Origin of the sequence: Kitasatospora sp. NPDC018619 (assembly GCF_044391605.1) — a bacterium.
Taxonomy (GTDB): Bacteria; Actinomycetota; Actinomycetes; order Streptomycetales; family Streptomycetaceae; genus Kitasatospora.
This window is the reverse complement of record NZ_JBISAI010000007.1, coordinates 211518-232113: the sequence shown is the minus strand read 5'-3', so window position 1 is coordinate 232113 and position 20596 is coordinate 211518. Positions and strand designations below refer to the sequence as shown.

Sequence of the window (20596 nt, the reverse complement as noted above, 5' to 3'; positions counted from 1 at the left end):
GACGGGCCGGGCGATCAGCCCGTGCCCGCCCCGCCCGGGTGGGTCCGCGTCGAGGGCCGTACGCCCCCCGTGCCGTGCCGAGGGCCGTACGCCCCCGGCGCCGTGCCGGAGGGTCAGGCCCCGTGCCGTGCCGGAAGGTCAGGCCCCCGGCGTCACTTCTTCCACTTGGTCAGCGGACCGTCGCTCGCGCTGTAGCGGCGGAACGCGTAGACGGCGGCGCCGTCGTCCGAGATCAGGTACTCGGAGCTGCTGCTGCCGATGCTCATGCTGGACGGCATGGCCATGGTGCCGAGGTCGGTCATCGAGCCGTCGGTCGGCGAGAGCGTCACCAGGCGGGCCGGCTTGTTGTAGCCCTGGTCGACGACCGCGCGGACCTTGCCCTCCTTGTCCGTCCCGGCGACCAGCCGCATGTCGTTGGAGGACGAGCCGGAGTTGGCCGACCACAGCCGCTTGCCGGTGTTCAGGTCGTAGGCGTTGATGCCCGCCTTCGTGCCGCTGACCTGGACGTACAGCGTGCTGCCGCTGACCACGTTGCGGGTGAGGGCCTCGTCCTGGCCGGACAGGCGCAGGCTGTCCGAGCCGGGCTCCTTGACGGACATCTGGTTGCCCGGCTTGTTGTCCTTGTCGAACGGCAGGATGTAGTCGCCCTGCGGGCCGCTGGACATCAGCAGCACCAGCGGCTTGTCCTGGATGACCGAGTCGACCTCCTCGATGCTCCCGGTGAGGGTGATCGGGGTGCTGGCCGCCTTGCCGGTCTCGGCGTTGACGATGACCAGCTGGGACTTCGGGCCGCTGGTGCCGTAGCAGCGGTCGCTGACGGCGATCTGGGTACCGGCGGCCTTGCCGCGCAGGATGCAGTCCTTGTCGCGCGGCTGGTACTGCCAGGCGGGCTGGCCGGTGGCGACGTTCAGGGCGCCGACGGCGTTGCCGCCGACGGCGACGACGTTCTCGGTGACGCTGAGCGTCGGCGAGGACATCCGGTCGGCGGAGACCTTGACGCTCCAGAGCAGCTTGCCCTGGGCCAGGTCGACGGCGCCGACGGTGGAGCAGTCGCTGTCACCGGTGTTGAAGGAGACGGCGGCGACGCCCTTGGAGTTGGCGCCGTACGAGGCGGTGCACAGCTCCTTGCTGCCGGCCGGGACGGGGATGGTCCAGGCCTCCTTGCCGTCGGCCAGGTTGTAGGCCCTGATGCCGGTGCTGTCGACGCGCACGGCGAGCTTGTCGGTGCCCCAGATGCCGAGCATCTGGTTCGAGCTGTCCGAGTTGGCCGGCTTGGGGGCGCTCCAGGCGACGGTGAAGGCGCCGCCCTTGGCGGCGGAGGTGGGGCCGTTGCCCGTTCCGCCGTTGTCGGTGCCGCCGCTGGTGCCGCCGCTGATCGGGCCCGGGTCCGGCGAGGGGGCGGGCTTGGGGTCCTTGAGCAGGACGACCAGGGCGACCGCGATCGCGATCGCCAGCACGCCGCCGACGATCCCGCCCCACAGCACCACCGGGTTGCGCTGCTTGGGCGGCACGGGCGCGGCGGGGTAGCCGTAGCCCGGCTGCTGCTGCGGATAGCCGTACCCGGCGGGGCCGGCGGGGTGGTAGCCCTGCCCGGCGTCCGGCGCGCCGTACGGGGCGCCGGGGGCCGGGTCGTACGGGCCGACCGGGGCGGGGCCGGCCGGCGGCGGGGCCTGGTGGGGGAAGCCGGTCGCGGTCGGCGCGTACGGCGCGTACTCCGGGCTGCCGACGGGCGGCTGCCCGGGCGGTGCCGGCGGCTGGGCGGGCGGCGGGCCCGCGGGTGCGACCGGGCCGGGCGCGACCTGCCCCGGGACGGCGGCGCCGTCGAGCTGCGTCATCTGGTCCGCGACGGCGGCCGGATCGACACCGCCGCCCGGCGGGCGTCCGAACGAAACGCCCCGGTTGTCCTGCGGACCGCTGCCGGGCGCTTCGCCCGCCCCCGGCGTAGGGTGATCCCCTGCCATCTGATTCCCCGTCATGTCTGGAAGCGTCCCCCTGCCGGTGCCGTCCACGGCTCCGATGGGACGGGTGAGAAGTGGCACCCATGCTAGTGGTGCGTGATTTTCGGCCGTCGCCAGGACGGCGGATCGCCGTCCTCGCAGGTCCAGGCCGCGCAAGACCTTCACCGTCCGATCACCGCGCCCCCACGCGCGCGCCCCCGCTCCGTGCCCCGCGCCGGTCGCGTGCCGTCCGCGCCCCCTGGCGCTCCCGCCCGCCCCGGCCGGGTCCCCGCCCGGGCCCCCGGGCCGTACCCTTCAGGAGTTGAAGGGGACGCCCGGCGGAGGGGTTCCCGCGGTGGGAGGGTGGATCATGTCGACGGACACACCGGGCTCGCAGTCGTCGCTGCACCGGGCGAACCTGGAACGGGTGCTCCGCGCGGTGCGGATGGCCGGCTCGCTGACCCAGGCCGAGATCGCCCGCGGCACCGGACTGTCCGCGGCCACCGTGTCCAACATCGTGCGGGAGTTGAAGGAGAGCGGCACCGTCGTCGTCGCCGACACCTCCTCGGGCGGCCGCCGCGCCCGCAGCGTCTCGCTCAGCGGGGACGCCGGCATCGTGGTCGGCATCGACTTCGGCCACACCCACCTGCGCGTCGCCGTCGGCAACCTGGCCCACCGGGTGCTGGCCGAGGAGAGCGCTCCGATCGACGTCGACGTCTCCGCCCAGCAGGGCTTCGACCGGGCCGAGGCGATGGTCGAGCGGCTGCTGGCGCAGGCCGGGTTCCGCCCCGGGAAGGTGATCGGCGTCGGCCTCGGGGTGCCCGGCCCGATCGACGTGGAGACCGGCGCGCTCGGATCCACCGCGATCCTGCCCGGCTGGACGGGCATCGCCCCGGGCCGGGAGCTGGCCGAGCGGCTCGGCATGCCGGTGCACGTGGACAACGACGCCAACCTGGGCGCGCTGGGCGAGCTGGTCTGGGGCGCCGGCCGCGGGCTGAGCGACCTCGCCTACATCAAGGTCGCCAGCGGCGTCGGCGCCGGGCTGGTGGTGAACGGCCAGATCTACCGCGGCCCGGGCGGCACCGCGGGTGAGATCGGGCACATCACCCTGGACGAGGCCGGGCCGGTCTGCCGCTGCGGCAACCGCGGCTGCCTGGAGACCTTCGTCGGCTCCCGCTACCTGCTCTCGCTGCTCGTGCCCACCCTCGGCCGGGACCTCAGCCTGCCCCGGGTGGTCGAGCTGGCCCAGCAGGGCGACCTCGGCTGCCGCCGGGTGATCGCCGACGCGGGCCGGCAGATCGGCACCAGCGTCGCCACCCTGTGCAACCTGCTCAACCCCCGCCGGGTGATCCTCGGCGGGGACCTCGCCGAGGCCGGTGAGCTGGTGCTCGCCCCGATCCGGGACTCGGTGGCCCGCTACGCGATCCCGAGCGCCGCCCGTCAGCTCTCGGTCGTCCCCGGCACCCTCGGCGGGCGGGCCGAGGTGCTCGGCGCGCTGGCCCTGGTGATGAGCGAGATGGGGGAGTCCGGCGCGCTGGGCCGGGTCTGACCGCGGCGCCGGACGGGCCGCCAGGGGCGGCGGGTCATCGAACACCTGTCCGTCAATCCGGCGTGTACCGCCTTCCCGGTCCGACCTCCCGGAATGGCGGTAACCGAACGGTGGCACCGGGCGCGCCGCTCGGTGTCCGGCAGGCGGACATTAGACTCGACCGGTCGCCACCGGCCGGACCGTCGGCCCGCCGCCGGACCGGGCAGCGACGCCCGCCGGACCGTCCGTGGTCCGCGAACACTGAACGAGGAGGAACGGGTGGCCCTGCTGACCCGCATTCGGGGACCGCGCGATCTCGACCGGCTCACGCCCGGACAGCTGGCCGCACTGGCCCAGGAGATCCGGACCTTCCTGGTGACCGAGGTCTCCAAGACGGGCGGCCACCTCGGGCCCAACCTCGGCGTGGTGGAGCTCACCATCGCGCTGCACCGGGTCTTCGACTCGCCGCGCGACCGCATCCTCTTCGACACCGGCCACCAGAGCTACGTGCACAAGCTGCTCACCGGCCGGCAGGACTTCTCCCGGCTGCGGATGAAGGGCGGCCTGTCCGGCTACCCGTCCCGGGCCGAGTCCGAGCACGACGTGATCGAGAACTCGCACGCCTCCACCGTCCTCTCGTACGCCGACGGCCTGGCCAAGGCCAACCAGATCCTGGGCAGGAACGACCCGGTCGTCGCGGTGATCGGCGACGGCGCGCTCACCGGCGGCATGGCCTGGGAGGCGCTCAACAACATCGCCGACGCCAAGGACCGCCCGCTCGTCATCGTCGTGAACGACAACGAGCGCTCGTACTCCCCGACGATCGGCGGCCTGGCCAACCACCTCGCCACCCTGCGCACCACCCAGGGCTACGAGCGGTTCCTGTCCTGGGGCAAGGACGCGCTCCAGCGCACCCCGGTGGTCGGCCAGCAGCTGTTCGAGACGCTGCACGGCGCCAAGAAGGGCCTCAAGGACTTCATCGCCCCGCAGGGCATGTTCGAGGACCTCGGCCTCAAGTACATCGGCCCGATCGACGGCCACGACCAGGCCGCCCTGGAGTCCGCGCTGACCAAGGCGCGCGGCTTCGGCGGTCCGGTGATCGTGCACTGCCTCACCGAGAAGGGCCGCGGCTACCACGCCGCCGAGAACAACGACGAGGACCGCTTCCACGCCGTCGGCGTGATCCACCCGGAGACGGGCCTGCCGATCAAGAGCTCCGGCAAGGACTGGACCTCGGTCTTCGCGGAGGAGATGGTCGCGCTCGGCCACGAGCGCGAGGACGTCGTCGGCATCACCGCCGCGATGCTCCACCCGGTGGGCCTGGCCCCGTTCGCCGAGGCCTTCCCGGACCGGATCTTCGACGTCGGCATCGCCGAGCAGCACGCCGTCACCAGCGCGGCCGGCCTGGCCACCAACGGCCTGCACCCGGTATTCGCGGTCTACGCGACCTTCCTCAACCGCGCCTTCGACCAGGTCCTGATGGACGTCGCCCTGCACAGGCTGGGCGTCACCTTCGTCCTGGACCGGGCCGGCGTCACCGGCACCGACGGCGCCTCGCACAACGGCATGTGGGACATGTCGATGCTGCAGCTCGTCCCGGGCCTGCGGCTGGCCGCCCCGCGCGACGCCGACCAGGTCCGCGCCCAGCTGCGCGAGGCCGTCGAGGTCAAGGACGCCCCGACCGTCGTGCGCTACTCCAAGGGCACGGTCGGCCCCGCCGTCCCCGCGGTCGGCCGGATCGGCGGCATGGACGTGCTGCGCGCCGCCGGGGAGCCCTCCGGCGCCCACCGCGCGGACGTGCTGGTCGTCTCGGTCGGCGCGATGGCCCCCACCAGCCTGGAGGTCGCCGACCTGCTGGGCGCCCAGGGCATCACCGCCACCGTGGTGGACCCGCGCTGGGTCAAGCCGGTGGACCCGGCCCTGCCGGGCCTGGCCGCCGAGCACCGGGTGGTCGTCACGATCGAGGACAACGGCCGGGTGGGCGGCGTCGGCGCGGCCGTGGCGCAGGCGCTGCGGGACGCGGACGTGGACCTGCCGGTCCGTGACTTCGGCATCCCGCAGGAGTTCCTGGACCACGCCAGCCGGGCCGAGATCCTGGCCGAGATCGGCCTGAACGCTCCGGACATCGCCCGAAAGGTGACGGCGCTGGTCGCCAAGCTGGACGCGGCGCCGGTCGAGGCCTGACCGGAGGCCGTGCGGGCGGAGCGGATCACCGCTCCGCCGACGACCATTTGTCGTAACTCCGTAACAGTTCGTCACGGAACAAGCTGACTATCGCACCGAAAGGCGGGACCGGCGCGGCCGACGCCGATCCCGCCCGGTAGGTTGTCACTCGTGCCGACCCCCACCCGCCCCCGCCTCGCCGGACTGGCCGAGTGCCTGCCCGAGCGCGTCCGTGCCCGTGTGCTCACGGGCTACTGGACCAGGCTGGTGCCGGTGCTCGCCCTGGTCGCGCTGCTGACCCACATCCCCTCCTTCGCCCGGCCCGTCTGGAGCCCGGACGAGGGCTTCCTGGCCACCCAGGCCCGGATGCTGGCGGACGGCGGGGTGCTGTACGACACCGTGGTGGACCGCAAACCGCCGCTGCTGCCCTGGCTCTACCAGGCCTGCTTCGCGGTCTTCGGCTCCGCCTCGCTCTGGCCGCTGCGCACCCTGGCGGTGGTGGCCCACCTGGTCACCGCGATCCTGCTGGCCTCGATCGCCCGCGGCCGCTGGGGCAACCGCGCCGGGGCCGGGGCCGGGCTGCTCTACCTGCTGGTCTCCATCGGGCTCTCCCCGGAGGACACCCAGGCGGCGACCTTCGAGGTCTTCATGCTGCCCGCCATGGTGGCCGCCTTCCGGTACGCCGAACGGCGCCGCTGGCTGGCCGCGGGCATCGCCGTGGCCCTGTGCTCACTGACCAAACAGACCGGCGGCGCGGTCATGCTGCCGGTGCTCTGGATGCTGTTCCAGGATGCCCGCCGGCGCGGGGTGCGCTGGCCGCCGGCGCTGTTCAAGATCGGGTTCGGCTTCGTCCTGCCGATAGCGCTGGTCGCGGTGATCCTCACCAAGCCCAAGGGCTTCCTCTTCTGGGTGGTCACCGGCAGCGGCGACTACGCCTCCTTCGGCGGTGCCTGGCTCCAGATGCTCGGCCGGGCCTTCGGCAACTCGGCCATCCTGGCCGCGGCCGGCCTGGGCTTCCTGTTCCCGGTCGCGCGCCGGCTCTGGCTCAAGCGCCGCCACCGGCCGCTGCCGGCGGCCGGCGAGGAGCACGGCTCGACCACCGACCTGTGGGTCTGGCTGCTCTCCTCGGCCGTGGCGGTCAGCGTGGGCTTCCACTTCTTCGGCCACTACTACCTCCAGCTGATGCCGCCGATGGTGCTGCTGGGCACCGGGGCGGTCGCCACCTCGGCGATCCGCTGGAAGCCCGTCCTGGTGTACACCACGGCCGCCGCGACGGTGTTCTGGGGCCTGGCGCTGGCCTGGCCGGGGGAGCGGCTCAACCGCACCACCGAGGTGGCCACCGCCGTCGCCGCCCAGACCACCCCGAAGGACACCATGCTGGTCTGGGGCATGCACCCGGAGCTGTACTGGCTGGCCGGCCGCAAGCCCGCCAGCCGCTACCTGACGGCCGGCTTCCTCACCAACTACAGCGGCGGCAAGGACGGCAACCAGAACGTCGGCGAGCAGTTCAGCGTGGCCAACGCCTGGCAGACCTTCGACAAGGAGCTGGCCAACGGCCTGCCGGAGGTCGTGGTGGACGACTCCGGCATCGCCCCGTACCAGCCGGTCATGGTCCCGCGGATCGAGAACCTGCTGGACACCCACTACGAGATGGTCGGCGTCTTCGCCGACACCGTGGTCTACCGCCTCAAGCACTGAGGCGGTGGACCACGGCCCGCTGGCGCAGGCCCGTACGCACCGAGGAGCCCCGGTGACCGACTGGTCACCGGGGCTCCCGTGCGTACGGCGGGTGTGCGCTACGCGGGCACCGAGGCCACGCCGGGGGCGAGGAAGCGCTTGCCGTTCACCCGCTCCGAGATGCCCTCACGGTCCAGGTACGGGGTGATCCCGCCCAGGTGGAAGGGCCAGCCGGCACCGGTGATCATGCAGAGGTCGATGTCCTGCGCCTCGGCGACGACACCCTCCTCCAGCATCAGGCCGATCTCCTGCGCGACGGCCTCCAGGGCGCGGGCGCGGACCTGCTCGCCGGTGAGCACCGAGTCGCCGAAGGAGAGCAGCTCCAGCACCTCGGGGTCGAGCACCTGCTGGCCGTCGACCCAGGTGTAGAAGCCGCGCTTGCCGGCCTTGACCACCCGGCCGAGGTTCTCGGAGACGGTGAACCGCTCCGGGAAGGCGCCGGCCAGGGTCTCCGAGACGTGCAGGGCGATGGCCGGGCCGACCAGCTCCAGCAGCACGATCGGGGACATCGGCAGGCCGAGCGGCTCGACGGCCTTCTCGACGTCGGCGATCGGGGTGCCCTCGTCGATGATGTTCTGGATCTCGCCCATGAAGCGGGTCAGGATCCGGTTCACCACGAACGCCGGGCGGTCCTTGCACAGGACCGAGGTCTTCTTCAGCTTCTTCGACACGGCGAAGGCGGTGGCCAGCGCGGCGTCGTCGGTCGCGTCGCCGCGGACGATCTCCAGCAGCGGCAGGACCGCGACCGGGTTGAAGAAGTGGAAGCCGACGACCCGCTCGGGGTGCTGGAGCTTCGAGGCCATCTCGGTGACGGACAGCGAGGAGGTGTTGGTCGCCAGCACGCAGGCCGGCGAGACGACCTTCTCCAGGTCCGCGAAGACGGCCTGCTTGACGCCCATCTCCTCGAACACGGCCTCGATGACGAAGTCCGCGTCGCCGAAGGCGGCGGCCTTGTCCAGCGAGCCGGAGACCAGGCCCTTGAGGCGGTTGGCCTTGTCCTGGCCGATCCGGCCCTTGCCGAGCAGCTTGTCGATCTCGGCGTGGACGTAGCCGACGCCCTTGTCGACGCGCTCCTGGTCGATGTCGGTGAGGACCACCGGCACCTCCAGACGGCGGGCGAACAGCAGCGCCAGCTGCGAGGCCATCAGACCGGCGCCGACGACGCCGACCTTGGTGACCGGGCGGGCCAGCGACTTGTCCGGCGCGCCGACCGGGCGCTTGGCCCGGCGCTGGACCAGGTTGAAGGCGTAGATGCCGCTGCGCAGCTCGCCGCTCATGATGAGGTCGGCCAGGGCCGCGTCCTCGGCGTCGAAGCCGGCCTGGAGGCTCGCCTTGTCGGCCAGGTCGAAGTCCTTGGCGGCGGCGATGATGTCCAGCGCCCGGTAGGCGGCCGGTGCGGCGCCGTGCACCTTGGCGTCGGCGACCATGCGGCCCCACAGGACGGCGTCGTCCCAGGCCTTGCCGCGGTCGATCGCCTCGCGCTCGACGACGACGTCGCCCTTGACGACCTTGGCGGCCCAGAGCAGCGACTGCTCCAGGAAGTCGGCCGGCTCGAAGATCGCGTCGGCGATCCCCAGCTCGAACACGTCCTTGCCCTTGAGCTGCTTGTTCTGGTTCATCGAGTTCTCGATGACGACCTTCACGGCCTTGGCGGCGCCGATCAGGTTCGGCAGGATGGTGCAGCCGCCCCAGCCGGGGACGAGGCCGAGGAAGACCTCGGGCAGCGAGAAGGCCGGGACGCCCGCCGACACCGTGCGGTAGTCGCAGTGCAGGCCGACCTCGACGCCGCCGCCCATCGCCGCGCCGTTGTAGAAGGCGAAGGTGGGGACGGGCAGCGCGGCGATCCGCTTGAAGACGTCGTGGCCGCCCTTGCCGATGGCCAGCGCGTCGGCGTGCTCCTTCAGCAGCTCGACGCCCTTGAGGTCGGCGCCGACGGCGAAGATGAACGGCTTGCCGGTGATCGCGGCGCCGACGATCCGGCCCTCGGCCGCCTCGGCCTCGACCCGGTCCAGCGCCTCGTCCAGCTTGAGCAGCGAACCCGGGCCGAAGGTGGTCGGCTTGGTGTGGTCGAAGCCGTTGTCCAGGGTGATCAGCGCCAGCCTGCCGGCCTGGAGCGGCAGGTCGAGGTGGCGGACGTGCGCGGTCGTGACGACCTCGCCCGGGAAGAGCTCGGCGCCGCGGGTCAGCAGCTCAGTGGTGTTGCTCATGGTCACTTACCACCCTCGAGCTCGGTGTTCTCGGTCGCGCCGCTCCAGTGGGGGTTCTCCCAGATGACGGTGCCGCCCATGCCGAAGCCGATGCACATCGTGGTGAGGCCGTACCGGACGTCCGGGCGCTGCTCGAAGCGGCGGGCCAGCTGGTTCATCAGGCGCACGCCGGAGGAGGCCAGCGGGTGGCCGAAGGCGATGGCGCCGCCGTACGGGTTGACGCGCTCGTCGTCGTCCGCGATGCCGAAGTGGTCCAGGAAGGCCAGCACCTGGACGGCGAAGGCCTCGTTGACCTCGAAGGCCTGGATGTCGTCGATGGTCAGACCGGCCTTGGCCAGCGCCTTCTCGGTGGCCGGCACCGGGCCGACGCCCATGACCTCGGGCTCGACGCCGGCGAAGGCGAAGGAGACCAGGCGCATCCGGACCGGGAGGCCGAGCTCCTCGGCGACGTCCTCGGCGGCCAGCAGCGAGGCGGTGGCGCCGTCGTTCAGGCCGGCCGAGTTGCCCGCGGTGATGTTGCCGTGCGGACGGAACGGGGTCTTGAGGCCCGCCAGGTCCTCCATCGTGGTGCCCGGGCGCATCGGCTCGTCCACGGTGGCCAGGCCCCAGCCGGTCTCGCCGACCTCGGGGTTGGTGTTGCGGATCGAGATCGGCACCAGGTCGGGCTGGATGTCGCCGTTGGCGTACGCCTTGGCGGCCTTCTCCTGGGAGCGCACGGCGTAGGCGTCGCAGCGCTCCTTGGTCAGGTGCGGGAAGCGGTCGTGCAGGTTCTCGGCGGTCATGCCCATGAACAGGGCGGACTCGTCGACGAGCTTCTCGGAGACGAAGCGCGGGTTCGGGTCGACGCCCTCGCCCATCGGGTGGCGGCCCATGTGCTCGACGCCGCCGGCCACGACCACGTCGTACGCGCCGAAGGCGATGCCGCCGGCGGTGGTGGTCACGGCGGTCAGCGCGCCGGCGCACATGCGGTCGATCGCGTAGCCCGGGACGGACTTCGGCAGGCCGGCCAGCAGGGCGGCGGTGCGGCCGATGGTCAGACCCTGGTCGCCGATCTGCGTGGTGGCCGCGACGGCGACCTCGTCGATGCGCTCGACGGGCAGGTTCGGGTTACGGCGCACGAGCTCCCGGATGCACTTGACGACCAGGTCGTCGGCGCGCGTCTCGTGGTAGATGCCCTTCGGGCCGGCCTTGCCGAACGGGGTGCGGACGCCATCGACGAAGACGACGTCCCTCGCGGTACGAGGCACGGGGGCTCTCCTCCCAGGGACCAACATTTCGGGGTGGGCGGCTGCCGCCGTCGAAGACCCGAGCGGCGCCGCATCACGGCCATGCTACCCGCCGGTAACCAACCTGCCCAGGCCCCTCGGAGGGATCCGACCGTGTGTCCCGCGACACGTTCCCCGACCCGTCCGACCAGGAACGCGGCCCCGGGCACGACGAAGGGGACGTCGCCCGTACGGACGACGTCCCCTTGCGCGGGTCGCCGGATCGGTGCCGTGCTCAGTCCTGGGCGGCGGCCGCGGCGAACGCGGCGGCCACCGCCGGCGCCACCAGGTCCACCTGCCACTGCCGGGCGCCGAGCCCGCGCAGCGCCGCGGCCACGCCCTCCGGGCCCGGCTCGGCCGGCGGCTGCCAGGACACCCGCCGGACCAGGTCCGGGGTGACGAGGTTCTCGGCCGGCAGGTGGTAGCGCTCGGCCAGCTCGGCGATCGCGGCCCGCGCGCCGGAGAGCCGGGCGGCGGCCACCGGGTCCTTCTCGGCCCAGGCCCGCGGCGGCGGCGGTCCGTCGTGCGGCGCGGTGGCCGGCGGCAGCAGGTTCTCCGGGATCTCCCGGGCGCGCTGCACGGCGGCCAGCCACTGCTCCAGCTGGCGCCGGTGCACCCGGGGGCCGAAGCCCTGGACGGCCTGGAGGGCGGCGATGTTCAGCGGCATGGCGAGCGCGGCGTTGACGATCGCGGCGTCGGCCAGCACCCGCCCCGGCGAGACGTCGCGGTCCCGCGCGATCCGGTCGCGGACGAGCCACAGCTCGCGCACCACGGCCAGCTGACGGCGGCGGCGGACCTTGTGCAGCTGCGAGGTGCGGCGCCACGGGTCGTTGCGCGGGGCCGGGCGGGGGGCGGCGGCGATCGCGGCGAACTCCTCCAGCGCCCAGCCGAGCTTGCCCTGGGCGTCCAGCTCCCGTTCGAGTGCGTTGCGCAGCTCGACCAGCACCTCGACGTCCAGAGCGGCGTAGCGCAGCCACGGCTCGGGCAGCGGGCGGGTGGACCAGTCGACCGCGGAGTGCTCCTTGGCCAGGCTCAGCCCGAGCACGTTCTCGGTCATCGGCCCGAGGCCGACCCGGGCGAAGCCGGCGATCCGCCCGGCCAGCTCGGTGTCGAACAGGCGCCGGGGTCTCATGCCGACCTCGGCCAGACAGGGCAGGTCCTGGCTCGCCGCGTGGACCACCCACTCGGCGTCCTCGACGGCGCTGCCGAGCGCGCTGAGGTCCGGGCAGGCGATCGGGTCGATCAGGGCGGAGCCGGATCCCTCGCGGCGCAGCTGGATCAGGTAGGCGCGCTGCCCGTAGCGGTAGCCGGAGGCCCGTTCGGCATCGACGGCCACCGGTCCGGTGCCTCGGGCGAAGGCGGCGACGACGCCGGCCAGCGCCTGCTCGTCCGCCACCACGGGCGGGATCCCCTCCCTCGGTTCGAGGAGCGGGACCGGGGCTGCTTCTTCTGGGATGGCTGCTACGGCGTCGGTCACCCCCCAAGGGTACGACGGTCCTCGCGACCGGGAGTGTTGTCGGACTGGTCAGACTGTTGATCGCCCGGGGGCCGTCCGTTCGCCCGCGAGGCGGGTCGGGAGGCCGGCCAGGGGTCGGTCAGGCGCCGGGCAGGGGGCGGCGCAGGGACGGTCCGGGGGCCGTGGGGGCCCGGGGACAGCGTTGCGGCGGCCGAGGAGGAAACGTTCCTCCTCGGCCGCCGCAGCGGTCCGGAGCGTCCGGCTCAGTGGATGATGCCGGTGCGCAGCGCGACCGCGACCATGCCGGCGCGGTCGCCGGTGCCCAGCTTGCGGGCGATCCGGGCGAGGTGGCTCTTGACGGTGAGCGCCGACAGGCCCATCGCCACGCCGATCGCCTTGTTGGACTGGCCCTCGGCGACCAGCCGCAGCACCTCGACCTCGCGGCCGGAGAGCTCGCGGTAGGCGGCCTGCTGGGCTCCCGGCGCACCGGGGGCTCCGGGGGCGCCCGGGGCACCGGCCGCGCCCGGCATGCCCGGCATGCCGGGGCGGCGCATCCGGCCGGCCAGCCCGGCGGCGCCGAGCGGCAGGCCCGGGCGGCCCGGCATCGCGACGTTCGTCCGGGTGCCGGTCACCACGTATCCCTTGACGCCGCCGGCCAGCGCGCTGCGGACCGCGCCGATGTCGTCGGCGGCGGAGAGCGCCAGGCCGTTGGGCCAGCCCGCGGCGCGGGTCTCGGCGAGGATGGTCAGCCCGGAGCCGTCCGGGAGGTGCACATCGGCGACGCAGATGTCGCGGGGTGTGGAGACCCGGGGGCGGGCCTCGGCGATCGAGGACACCTCGATCACGTCCCGGACACCGAGCGCCCACAGGTGGCGGGTGACGGTGTTTCGGACGCGGGGATCGGCGATGACCACCATGGCGGTGGGCTTGGTCGGCCGGTAGGCGACCACGTTTGCGGGGTGCTCAAGAAGGACCGACACCAGGCCTCCTGCGGGGAGTGGCGGACGGAACCCCGATGGGGGCGGTTCGGAGTGTTCCGCGTTCGGAAAGGGTCACAGTCTGCTTCGGCAGCAACCGCGCCCGGCTTTAGCGAAAGATCACGATCTAGTGAGTAACAATACGGACAAATCGCGCAAATGATTGATGCGACATGCCTGGTATTCGCACAAAATCGATCAGATTCGGCACCAAACGGTCGAAGTCGACCGAGGAATTGACGTAGAGCGGGTCCGAAGTCACACTCCGTCAGCCCTGGGGGTGGCGTCCGGCCGCCGGCCGCCGCCTGGGCCGCGCACCACCCGTCAGTGCGACCGGGGGCGTCGCCGGGCCGGCATCGGGACCACCCCACCGAGTGAAGGACCCTCGCCGGGGCCCTGCGGGGCCGGGGCGGCCGGCGGCAGGCCGGCGCTGATGCACAGGAGGTCCGCCCAGGCCGCCAGGTGCCGCTCGAAGCGGCCGTCGGCCGGGGTCCAGGAGGCCCGGATCTCGATCTCGGTCGAGGCCGGGCGGTCCGCCAGGCCCCCGAAGTACTGCGAGGAGGCCAGGGACACCGTGCCGGACGGCTCCGCGTACCCGGCGCCGTGCGCCTGCAGCGCGTCCAGCAGCCAGGCCCAGCCGACCTCGGAGATCATCGGATCGTCGGCCATCTCCGGCTCCAGCTCGGCCCGGGTCATCGTGACCACCCGGAACTCACCGTTCCAGGCCTCCTGCCCGGCCGGGTCGTACAGCAGCACCAGCCGGCCGTCCGCCAGCTCCTCGCCGTCCACCTCCACCGAGGCGGTCACCGCGAAGGAGTACGGGGCGAGCCGGCGCGGCGCCGGCGCGGGGGAGAGCCGCACCTCGGGCCGCAGCCGGGCCCCGTCCAGGGCCGCCACCGCCGCCCGGAACTCGCTCGGCGCCCCCTCGCGACCCGCTCCGCCACCTGCTCCGCCACCCTGCGCGGGGTGCCCTCCGACCGCTGCCATGTCCCGAAGACTAGGTCGAGGAACGGGGTTATCGCCGCAACTTCTCTCCCAGCGGCGTGCCGGAACGGCAAACCCGGACAGATCTTGGAGGAACCGACGAGCCCGGCCGGGGAACCGGGCCCGGCACGCGTGCGAAGATTTGACGCGTGAGCGAGACAACGGCAGACACCACGGCGGCCCCCCACGACGGCCCGACCACCCCCGGGCGCCGCGGCGCCGCACACGACTCCGCGTTCCTGCGCGCCTGCCGGCACGAGCCGGTGCCGCACACCCCGGTGTGGTTCATGCGCCAGGCCGGCCGCTCGCTGCCGGAGTACCTGAAGGTCCGCGAGGGCATCCCCATGCTGGAGTCCTGCATGCGGCCCGAGCTCGTCAAGGAGATCACCCTCCAGCCGGTGCGCCGGCACAAGGTGGACGCGGCCATCTTCTTCAGCGACATCGTGGTGCCGCTCAAGGCCGTCGGCATCGACGTCGACATCAAGCCCGGCATCGGCCCGGTCATCGCCGACCCGATCCGCACCGCCGAGGACCTGAAGCGGCTGCGCCCGCTGGAGCCGGACGACGTCCCCTACATCACCGAGGCCGTCGGCCTGCTGGTGGACGAGCTCGGCGGGACCCCGCTGATCGGCTTCGCCGGGGCGCCGTACACGCTGGCCAGCTACCTGGTCGAGGGCGGGCCCTCCAAGAACCACGAGAACACCAAGGCCATGATGTACGGGCAGCCCGAGCTGTGGGCCGCCCTGGTGGACCGGCTCGCGGACATCACCTCGGCCTTCCTCAAGGTGCAGATCGAGGCCGGCGCCTCGGCGGTCCAGCTGTTCGACTCCTGGGTCGGCTCGCTCGCGCCCGACGACTACCGCCGCTCGGTGATGCCGGCCAGCACCAAGGTCTTCGACGCCGTCGCCGGCTACGGCGTGCCGCGGATCCACTTCGGCGTCGGCACCGGAGAACTGCTCGGCCTGATGGGCCAGGCCGGCGCGGACATCGTCGGCGTCGACTGGCGGGTGCCGCTGAACGTCGCCGCCGAGCGGGTCGGCCCGGGCAAGGGCCTCCAGGGCAACCTCGACCCGGCCGTGCTGTTCGCGCCCACCAAGGTCGTCGAGACCAAGGCCCGCGAGGTGCTGCACGCCGCCCAGGCGCTCGGCACCAGCGGCCACATCTTCAACCTCGGCCACGGCGTGCTGCCGTCCATGGACCCGGACGCGCTCAGCCGCCTCGTCGCCTTCGTCCACGAGGCCAGCGCGCGCTGACCCGCCCCGCCGCGGCGGGCCGGACCGGCGTCACCCGGAGGTGACGTCGATCCCGGCCCGCCGCAGCAGCGCCGCCGTCACCCCGTCGCCGGGGCGCAGCCGCCCGTCGAACGTCCCGTCGTACACCTGCCCGCAGCCGCAGGACGGGCTGCGCGCCATCAGCAGCGCCCGCCGGGCGCCCGCCTCCTCGGCGGCGGCCAGCGCCGCCCGGGCACCGGCCAGGAACTCCGCGGTGCAGTCCGCCCCGGTCGCGTCCACCACCCGGGCCCGCCCGTCCAGCACGTCCGCGCCGTCCCCGCCCACGATCTCGGCCGGCGGCCGCGGCGTCGGCAGCCCGCCCGCCCCCTCCGGGCACACCACCACGGCCCGCCCCTCCCCGACCAGCCGCAGGGCCGCGTCGGAGGTCTTCGCCCGCCCGTCGTACCGGCAGGGGACCCCGGCCAGACACGCACTCACCACGATCGGTTCCATGGCACACAGGTTAGGTGGCGGCCGCCGTGCCCCTCCGACTGGCTGTCCCGGGGCCGGGCGCGAGCTGCCGGACCGGATGTACGCGCCCGGGGACGGGGGTCGGTTCGCCGACGGCCCCGACCACCTGCCGCAGGCGCCGCGGCACACCGACCCGATCGGCGGAGCACTGGTCCTCGCGGTGTCCCCGCAGCGCCGGCGGCACGGCGAAGTCGCCGGCGACCTGACGCCGAGGCCGGCATCCCGCCCCACCGGATCGTCGAGGAGGAAGAAGAGGACGGTCGGGCGCCGTGCACGTCCTCCCGGACACGGTCGGCCTCGCGCGAGCAGCGGATTGAGGCTTCCGGTGTAAGACCTGCGAGACTGCGGAGCATGTCGGAAGCACGGGTCGTCGTCGTCGGTGGTGGGATCGCGGGGCTGGCTGCGGCCGCCTTCCTGAGCGGGGCGGCCGGGGGGCCCGCGCGGGCGCGGGTGACGGTGCTGGAGGCGTCCGGGCGGGTCGGCGGGAAGCTGTGGGGCGGCGAGGTCGGCGGCGTCCGGGTGGACCTCGGGGCCGAGTCGGTGCTGGCCCGGCGGCCGGAGGCGGTCGAGCTGGCCCGGGCGGTCGGGCTCGGCGGGCAACTGGAGCCGCCGACCACCGCGAAGGCCGCGATCTGGACCCGCGGCGCGCTGCGGCCGCTGCCCGGCGGTCAGGTGATGGGCGTCCCCGGCGACCTGGCGGCGCTGGCCGCGTCCGGGGTGCTGAGCGACGAGGGCCTGGAGCGGGCCCGGCACGAACGGCCCACCGAGGTCGGCGAGGACGTCGCGATCGGCCGCTACGTCGCCGACCGGCTGGGCCAGGAGGTGGTGGACCGGCTGGTCGAGCCGCTGCTCGGCGGCGTCTACGCCGGCCGCGCCGAGGAGATCTCGCTGCGCGCCGCCGTACCGCAGCTGCTGTCGATCGCCCGCGGCGGCGGCTCGCTGGTCGAGGGGGTGCACGAGCTGGCCTCCCGGCCGAAGGTGGTCGGCACGCCGGTGTTCCAGGGCCTGCGCGGCGGCCTCGGCACCCTGCCCGGGGCGGTCGCCGCGGCCTGCGCGGCGGCCGGGGCGCAGGTGCGCACCGACGCGCCGGTGGACGGGCTGCGCCGCACCCCCGACGGCTGGCGGGTGGCGACCGGCGGCGAGGTGCTGCACGCCGACGCCGTGGTGCTGGCCGTCCCGGCCCCGGCCGCGGCCCGGCTGCTGCGCGAGGACGCCCCGGCGGCCGCCGCCGAGCTGGACGCCGTCGAGTACGCGGGCATGGCCCTGGTGACCCTGGCCTTCCGCCGCGCCGACCTGGCCGAGCTCCCGAGCGGCAGCGGCTTCCTGGTGCCGCCGGTGGACGGGCGGCGGATCAAGGCGTCGACCTTCTCCTCCAACAAGTGGGGCTGGCTGGAGCGCTCCGCGCCGGACGCGTTCCTGCTGCGCACCTCGCTGGGCCGGTACCGCGAGGAGGAGGCGCTGGGGCTGCCGGACGAGGAGCTGGTGGCGCGGTCACTGGCGGACCTGGAGGAGGCGATCGGGCTGACCGCCCGGCCGTACGACACCTTCGTCTCCCGCTTCTCGGCCGGACTGCCGCAGTACCCGGTGGGGCACCTGGAGCGGGTGGCCCGGATCCGGGCGGCCGCGGGGCGCGTGGGCGCGCTGGCGCTGTGCGGCGCCGCGTACGACGGGGTGGGCATTCCTGCGTGCATCGGTTCGGCGGCGGCGGCCGCCGAGGCCGTCGACAGACTGTTGACCCCGACGACCGGGGAAGGTTCCACGGAGAGGACAATGGGCGCATGACTGAGAGCGTTGAGCGGGAGCCGGAGCAGCGGCCCGAGAAGAAGAAGGCGCGCGACCTGAACCAGGTCATCCGCTACACCATGTGGTCGGTGTTCAAGCTCAGGGGCGCGCTGCCCGAGGACCGCGCCGCGCTGGCCGCCGAGGTGGACGAGCTGTTCGCCCAGCTGGACGCCAAGGACGTGACGGTGCGCGGCACCTACGACGTCTCCGGTCTGCGCGCGGACGCCGACATCCTGGTCTGGTGGCACGCCGCGGACTCGGACGACCTCCAGGAGGCGTACAACCGCTTCCGCCGCACCGGCCTCGGCCGGCTGCTGGAGCCGGTCTGGTCGAACATGGCGCTGCACCGCCCGGCCGAGTTCAACAAGTCGCACATCCCGGCCTTCCTGGCCGACGAGCGCCCGCGCGACTACGTCTGCGTGTACCCGTTCGTCCGCTCCTACGAGTGGTACCTGCTGCCGGACGCCGAGCGGCGCGCGATGCTCGCCGAGCACGGCCAGATGGCCCGCGGCTACCCCGACGTGCGGGCCAACACGGTGGCCTCGTTCGCGCTCGGCGACTACGAGTGGCTGCTCGCCTTCGAGGCCGACGAACTGCACCGGATCGTCGACCTGATGCGCGACCTGCGGCCGTCCCGGGCCCGGCTGCACGTCCGCGAGGAGGTGCCGTTCTTCACCGGCCGCCGCAAGCCGGTGAGCGAGCTGCTGAACGGCCTGGTCTGAGCGACCGCCGGCCCTGCCGGAGGCCGGCTTCCCCTCGGGGGGAGCCGGCCTCCGGCGTCCGGGTGGACGGAGCCCGCCGCGGCCCGCGCGGGCTCAGCCGCGGTGCGGGCCTCAGCCGCGGTGCGGGCGCAGGGCGGCGCGCAGGCGGGCGTCGGGCAGGGCGGCCGGGCCGTTCATTGCGACGGCGGTGAGCAGCTCGCGCTCCTCGTCGTCGGCCAGGCCGCGCTGGCGGGCCGGGCGGACCTCGCGCAGCACCTCCTGGCCGATCGGGGAGGCCCAGCGGGTGTACGGGTAGACGTCGACCCGGGCCATCAGCAGGGTGCCCGAGGTGAGCACCAGCGGCAGCGAGAACCAGGCGAGCGGGGCGAGGGTGTCACCGCCGGTGAAGCCGTCGAGGGCCAGCGAGGCGGCCAGCAGGACGAGGGCCAGCAGCAGCGCGTGCCGGACCTGCCGGATCACCACCACGGTGTTGCGCTGCACCAGGGCCGGGGTGGCCAGGCCCGCGAGCGCGAGCCGGGCGCCGATCTCCAGCACGGTGGGGTGCTCGGCCATCGCCCGGCGCAGCTCGTCCGTCCGGCACTGGCCCCCGGGGCCGACGGTGGCGACGACCGCCCGCTCCAGGCGGCTGCGGCCCCTGGGGTCGACCACGGTGGTCCAGCCGGTGTGCGCGAGGTGCAGCCGTCCGCGGCCGGCCATCAGGACGAGGGCGAGTTCGACGACCCGGTCCGGGCCGCCGGCCAGGTAGGCGGTCTCGTACAGGCCGATGCCGACGGCTTCGGGCGGCCGCAGGCCGTCCTGGCCGGCGAGGGCGTCGGCGGTGGCGGTCATCCGGACCAGCCGGACGCAGGACAGGACCGCCGCGACACAGGCCGGTATGAGGAACAGCAACCACATGGGCCATGTTCTATGCCTGCGCCGACGGCGGGCGGAACGTGTTCCCGGTGCGCGATACCGAACTGTGACGTCCGACGGGCGGGGGCGCGGGGTCAGGAACCGCCGCCGCAGCTCGACCCGCAGCCGCCCGACGAGCCGCAGCCGTGGGAGGTGGAGCCGCCGCCCGAGGAGCAGGAGGCGGAGCCGGGGGAGCCGCACCAGGAGGTGGATCCGCCGCAGGAGGCCCAGCCGGAGAGGCCGGCGCCGCCGGTGGCGGACGCGGTGGAGCGGGTCGAGCGGGTGGAGCGGCGGGCGCGGTGGCGGGCGCGGTCCCGGGCCACGAGCCGGTCGGCCTCCTCGGCCTCGGAGACCAGCACCGTGCGGAACTCCGGGGGCAGCAGCTCCGGCGGCGCGTCGGCCGGGCCGTCGAGGGCGATCGCCAGGAGCAGCTCGTCCGCGTTCGTCGGGGAGCCCTGGGTCGTCGGGGGGTCTTGGGCCGCCGGGGAGTCCTCGCCCGCCGGGGAGTCCGGGCCGGTCGGGGAGCCAGGGGCCTCGCCCGGCCGCCGCGGCAGGTGGCCGCGCAGTTCGGCGAGCCGGCGCCGCCCGGCCGCGGCGAGCAGCTCCCGGGGCGGCCGGGTGGCCGCCAGGGCGGCCGCTCCGGCGGCGAGCAGGGCCAGGGCCGTGGCCACGGCGGGCCGGTCCGGGCGCCCGCCGTCCAGCAGGACGGCGAGCAGGACGGCCAGCGCGAGGGGCGGCAGGGTCCAGCCGAGGAACCGGCGGGCCGTCCGGGCCGCGGGCAGCCGTTCGAGGTGGTGCAGCAGCCCGCGCTCGGCGAGCCCGGTGCCGACGGCCCGGACGCCGTGGTGGCCCATCGCCCCGCGGCGCAGGAACCGGTAGTTGATGTTGCCGGCCCGCTCGGCCCGGCCGAAGACCACCGCGTCCAGGTAGTCGTCCGGCCGCTGGCTGGCGGCGCTGATGGTGACGGTGACGCGGCCGTCGCGGCTGAGCACCAGCCGCTCCGCCAGGTACGACCGGACCAACGAGGTGTCGACGACCCGCCCGGGCCCTCCGGCCAGGAAGGCGATGTCGTGCGGGGAGAGCTCGGCCCCGACCGGGCGTTCGGCGGGGCTGACCCGCCGCCTGGTCCAGACGGCCGCGCAGATCCCCGCCGCCGACGGGACGGCCGCGACCAGGACGTACGCGTTCTGCCACATGCGAGCCTG

The 20596-nt window shown here is 74.1% G+C and carries 15 protein-coding genes; 6 read left to right on the top strand and 9 right to left on the bottom strand.

Annotated elements, in window-relative coordinates:
* Positions 1–152: 152 nt before the first annotated feature.
* Positions 153–1835 carry a PQQ-binding-like beta-propeller repeat protein gene (locus ACH5AR_RS13675; protein WP_396301560.1) on the bottom strand — a complete coding sequence of 561 codons (1683 nt, stop codon included), beginning with the start codon at positions 1833–1835 and terminating at the stop codon, positions 153–155.
* A 472-nt stretch (positions 1836–2307) separates the two neighbouring features.
* Here ACH5AR_RS13675 and ACH5AR_RS13670 point away from each other — a divergent pair, with 472 nt between their 5' ends.
* The 3 genes from ACH5AR_RS13670 to ACH5AR_RS13660 all read left to right on the top strand — a co-directional run bounded on the left by ACH5AR_RS13670 (position 2308) and on the right by ACH5AR_RS13660 (position 7326).
* Positions 2308–3486 (top strand): ROK family protein, encoded by a 1179-nt coding sequence (locus tag ACH5AR_RS13670; RefSeq protein WP_396301559.1) that lies wholly within the window; start codon positions 2308–2310, stop codon positions 3484–3486.
* 258 nt (positions 3487–3744) lie between these two features.
* Positions 3745–5649 (top strand): 1-deoxy-D-xylulose-5-phosphate synthase, encoded by a 1905-nt coding sequence (gene dxs / locus ACH5AR_RS13665; RefSeq protein ID WP_396301558.1) that lies wholly within the window; start codon positions 3745–3747, stop codon positions 5647–5649.
* 150 nt (positions 5650–5799) lie between these two features.
* On the top strand, positions 5800–7326 hold the full coding sequence (locus ACH5AR_RS13660; RefSeq protein WP_396301557.1) for an ArnT family glycosyltransferase: 1527 nt from the start codon (positions 5800–5802) through the stop codon (positions 7324–7326).
* Between the two features lie 98 nt (positions 7327–7424).
* On the opposite strand, the gene ACH5AR_RS13655 is transcribed toward ACH5AR_RS13660, so the two are convergent.
* The 5 genes from ACH5AR_RS13655 to ACH5AR_RS13635 all read right to left on the bottom strand — a co-directional run bounded on the left by ACH5AR_RS13655 (position 7425) and on the right by ACH5AR_RS13635 (position 14257).
* Positions 7425–9572, bottom strand: coding sequence for a 3-hydroxyacyl-CoA dehydrogenase NAD-binding domain-containing protein (locus ACH5AR_RS13655; RefSeq protein WP_396301556.1), 2148 nt, complete (start codon positions 9570–9572; stop codon positions 7425–7427).
* A gap of 2 nt (positions 9573–9574) precedes the next feature.
* Complete coding sequence (locus ACH5AR_RS13650; protein ID WP_396301555.1) at positions 9575–10819, bottom strand: thiolase family protein; 1245 nt, start codon at positions 10817–10819, stop codon at positions 9575–9577.
* A 253-nt stretch (positions 10820–11072) separates the two neighbouring features.
* Complete coding sequence (locus ACH5AR_RS13645; protein WP_396301554.1) at positions 11073–12314, bottom strand: HRDC domain-containing protein; 1242 nt, start codon at positions 12312–12314, stop codon at positions 11073–11075.
* A gap of 242 nt (positions 12315–12556) precedes the next feature.
* Positions 12557–13273, bottom strand: a complete 717-nt coding sequence (locus tag ACH5AR_RS13640; protein ID WP_316527151.1) for a response regulator transcription factor — start codon at positions 13271–13273, stop codon at positions 12557–12559.
* A 321-nt stretch (positions 13274–13594) separates the two neighbouring features.
* A complete protein-coding gene (locus ACH5AR_RS13635; protein ID WP_396301553.1) occupies positions 13595–14257 on the bottom strand; it encodes a DUF3000 domain-containing protein in 663 nt (220 codons plus the stop codon).
* Between the two features lie 236 nt (positions 14258–14493).
* Between ACH5AR_RS13635 and hemE the strand changes: the two genes are divergently transcribed.
* Entirely contained in the window at positions 14494–15507 is a 1014-nt protein-coding gene (hemE, locus tag ACH5AR_RS13630) for a uroporphyrinogen decarboxylase (RefSeq protein WP_396301672.1), read from the top strand.
* Positions 15508–15537: 30 nt separating this feature from the next.
* On the opposite strand, the gene ACH5AR_RS13625 is transcribed toward hemE, so the two are convergent.
* A complete protein-coding gene (locus ACH5AR_RS13625; protein ID WP_396301552.1) occupies positions 15538–15978 on the bottom strand; it encodes a DUF523 domain-containing protein in 441 nt (146 codons plus the stop codon).
* A gap of 369 nt (positions 15979–16347) precedes the next feature.
* Between ACH5AR_RS13625 and hemG the strand changes: the two genes are divergently transcribed.
* Complete coding sequence (gene hemG, locus ACH5AR_RS13620; RefSeq protein ID WP_396301551.1) at positions 16348–17778, top strand: protoporphyrinogen oxidase; 1431 nt, start codon at positions 16348–16350, stop codon at positions 17776–17778.
* Positions 17775–18500: a hydrogen peroxide-dependent heme synthase gene (gene hemQ, locus ACH5AR_RS13615; RefSeq protein WP_396301550.1), complete on the top strand. Its 726-nt coding sequence runs from the start codon at positions 17775–17777 to the stop codon at positions 18498–18500. The genes hemG and hemQ overlap by 4 nt, the downstream gene beginning before the upstream one ends.
* A gap of 111 nt (positions 18501–18611) precedes the next feature.
* Here the strand turns inward: hemQ and ACH5AR_RS13610 are convergent, their stop codons facing one another.
* Together ACH5AR_RS13610 and ACH5AR_RS13605 are read right to left on the bottom strand one after the other, a co-directional pair.
* On the bottom strand, positions 18612–19394 hold the full coding sequence (locus ACH5AR_RS13610) for a TIGR04222 domain-containing membrane protein (RefSeq protein ID WP_396301549.1): 783 nt from the start codon (positions 19392–19394) through the stop codon (positions 18612–18614).
* Between the two features lie 92 nt (positions 19395–19486).
* On the bottom strand, positions 19487–20587 hold the full coding sequence (locus ACH5AR_RS13605; protein WP_396301548.1) for a TIGR04222 domain-containing membrane protein: 1101 nt from the start codon (positions 20585–20587) through the stop codon (positions 19487–19489).
* Positions 20588–20596: the final 9 nt, after the last annotated feature.